This window comes from Thalassotalea sp. 1_MG-2023, assembly GCF_030546745.1.
Taxonomy (GTDB): domain Bacteria; phylum Pseudomonadota; class Gammaproteobacteria; order Enterobacterales; family Alteromonadaceae; genus Thalassotalea_C.
Genome location: NZ_JAUOPD010000052.1, coordinates 1 through 2,916, shown reverse-complemented (window position 1 = coordinate 2,916; position 2,916 = coordinate 1). Strand labels below are relative to the sequence as shown.

The 2,916-nt window shown below is 38.1% G+C and carries 3 protein-coding genes; 2 read left to right on the top strand and 1 reads right to left on the bottom strand.

Annotated elements, in window-relative coordinates:
• The first annotated feature begins 189 nt into the window (after positions 1 to 189).
• Complete coding sequence (locus Q4489_RS18115; RefSeq protein WP_303483326.1) at positions 190 to 909, top strand: hypothetical protein; 720 nt, start codon at positions 190 to 192, stop codon at positions 907 to 909.
• A gap of 155 nt (positions 910 to 1,064) precedes the next feature.
• On the opposite strand, the gene Q4489_RS18110 is transcribed toward Q4489_RS18115, so the two are convergent.
• Entirely contained in the window at positions 1,065 to 1,841 is a 777-nt protein-coding gene (locus Q4489_RS18110; protein ID WP_303483323.1) for a hypothetical protein, read from the bottom strand.
• Between the two features lie 260 nt (positions 1,842 to 2,101).
• On the opposite strand from Q4489_RS18110, the gene Q4489_RS18105 reads away from it, so the two are divergent.
• A partial coding sequence (locus tag Q4489_RS18105) for an IS4 family transposase (protein WP_303483320.1) occupies positions 2,102 to 2,916 on the top strand: 815 nt, incomplete at its 3' end.

Below are 2,916 nucleotides of genomic sequence, written 5' to 3'. Positions count from 1 at the left end.
TCATATTAATACCTAATCAGTTGCGGTGATTCTATCACCTCTAATTAGATGGCCAAATTTATTGTGCCACTACAATCATCTAAACTTGAATACATGGTTCAAAAGAAATAACCTACATCCTCAGAACTCATAAAGGAATATGAGTACTTTTCATATTCCTTTGGAACAATAACGTAAGGAATACACTCAATGAATAAATCTATTTTTCTAAACCTATTATTTATTATCTTGATCATTGTTGCTAACAATGCCCATGCAAGTAATTACTTTACTGCGTCAAAAACAAGATTGAATATGGGGGAGGATACTTTGTTATCTTGGAGCAACTATTATCCTAACCTCTACAATAACCCTACTTATAACCTTTATGTGTACAAACCAAATGGAGCTATTAAGTATAAATTTGGTTCAGGACTAACAGATACTAGCTTCCTTCGAAAAAACATTAGAATGAGCGGTAAACACACTTTTGAAGTAGAGGTTTGCGATTCCCTTGGAGAGAATTGTGTGACTAACTATAATGGTAGGGTATCAGTTTATGTTGATCATGGGTGTTATAAAGATGAGATTTGGTCGGGTATTGTTTATAAGTGTGACGGCCAAATAGTATCGCAGTCCACAGGTGGCGTAAGCCACTATGGGGTAGATAAATTTAGTGAGTTTATCGCCGTCAAAGATAGAGTGTTCTGGTATTTTTGGGATGCATCAATGTTAAGGGGTGCTTATTATACTAATTGTAGATCTGGTGGTTCTCTTTCAATGGTTACTGCATTTGTCGGGGGGCTTGGAATTTCTGATCGTATCGATAACTTTCTTCCTAAAACGGATGGTGAAAATGCCGAGTGGGATCATTGGCATAAAGTGGGTAGCTACTTCACCCATCATAGTTCCTATTTAGGTCAGTGCTAGCAAATGAGGGAGAGCACTAAGGCTCTAAAACTTTAAAGGGGCAGATAGCCCCTTTATGTTGTATTCAAACTCTAATAGTTAATTCTCTCAAGTAAACTAAAGAGAGTTAATGATAAGCCTTTCTAATTGATTCATATACTTTCCTGATGTTTTATCTAGAAGCGATCACATATTAAATGTGAAACCAGCATCTCAGTATTCGTGCTATACACTTTTTCTCGTGCTAATGATAATAGTTCATACTCACCTTTTGATGCTGTATAACGATGATCTTGTTCGATGTACTGCATCACAACATGGTTAGGGTATTGTTTACGCGCCTCTGTGATATAGCTGTCACTTTCTTGATTGGCATCGATTGCCTGTTTGATGTCTATATACGTTTTGCTGCCACGACGCACGACAAAACGAAATTCCTCATTATGCTCAAGGAAAGCTAATTTAATATAATGGCGCCCATGCCATTGCTGTTTATTTGTGGTCAGGTGATTGCTTACACAAATTATTGCGCCAGCTTCTAATGCAGGGTCTAAAGTAAACCGTTTAAGGTGCATTAAGACTTCAGCGGTAAAGTTCTCAGGGTTATCTTTGCTGCGGTTGTTTAATGGGAGAATATATTCACTTGGTTTACCAGGTGCTGGAATACTGATGGCAAATTCATTGTCTGGGTTGTTAAATGAAAGAAGCGACATCAAACCCCTGGTATCATCACAATGATTTTCATTTGCTAAGGCAGTATATATATCAGCTGCTTTAATCTCTCCGTCGCTACGTAGCTCTACACGTTTTCCAAAATAAATAAGGTGCTCAACATTATAGATGGCTCTTATTTCTTTATTTGAGTACATCTGTTCAAGCGCTTTGACTAAAGTGTTTTTATTTACTGTATTCAAGTGCCTGGTTAATTTTAATGCTAAGTAGTGGCGCTGCATTCATTTGCCCACACCGCTGGTAACACCTGACCACTTCTACCGGAAACCACTGCTCAGGCTACTTTTAATTTTGCCCATAAAAAAAGTCAAACCAAATTTTTAATTTGATCTGACTCCATTGGTTAATCAACAACTCTGATCCTGAGCTATCCCCACAAATAATTCTTATATATCAATGAAATAATTTGAACCGAAGGGAACATTCATGGTGTTTGGTGATCAGATCTATCGCCAAACAAAAATAACCAACCGGAAACACCATGAATGCGCTCCCTATATTGAAGAAAACCCTCACTCTTGTCACCCCTAAAATGCACGCTAGACGACGAAATTCTTTAGTTTCATCACTTGAAAGCCTATTAATGGGCTCAAATGCAACCGTGACTAATCTTGGCCGAGGCATTAACTCGAAAACGAAAGAAAAGCACAGAATAAAACGAGCAGATAGGTTGTTATCCAATACTCATTTGCAACAGGAAGCTTTTTCAATCTACCAATCGTTAGCTAAATTCACGATAGGTAAAGCAATTCGTCCTATTATTTTAGTAGATTGGTCTGACTTAGATGAACACAAAGGACACTTTTTACTTCGAGCACCCCTTGCATCACATGGTCGTGGAATTTGTTTGTACGAAGAAGTGCATAGCGTTAAAACTAAAGAGAAACCTAAGACTCATCAACAGTTTTTAACAAACTTGGCTAGAATATTAGCCGATACAAGTAAACCAATTATAGTCACTGACGCTGGCTTTAAAACACCTTGGTTTCGGGCTGTTTTAGCGCATGGGTGGGACTTTGTTGGGCGAATACGTTTGCCCAACTTCTATAGTATTGATGACAATGTATGGCAATGTATTACTCACTTATACACTAAAGCAACGGGCTGCCCTAAGTCGTTTAACGGAGCAATTGCGAGAAGTAATCAATTAGCCTGCAGATTAGTGCTTTATAAGCAACGGAGCAAAGGTCGACAATCGCTGAATCATTCAGGTAAGAAAAGGCTTTCTAAAACCAATAAGGTTTATAGAAAATCAGCCAATGACCCATGGTTGCTCGCTACATCACTGCCTCAAAC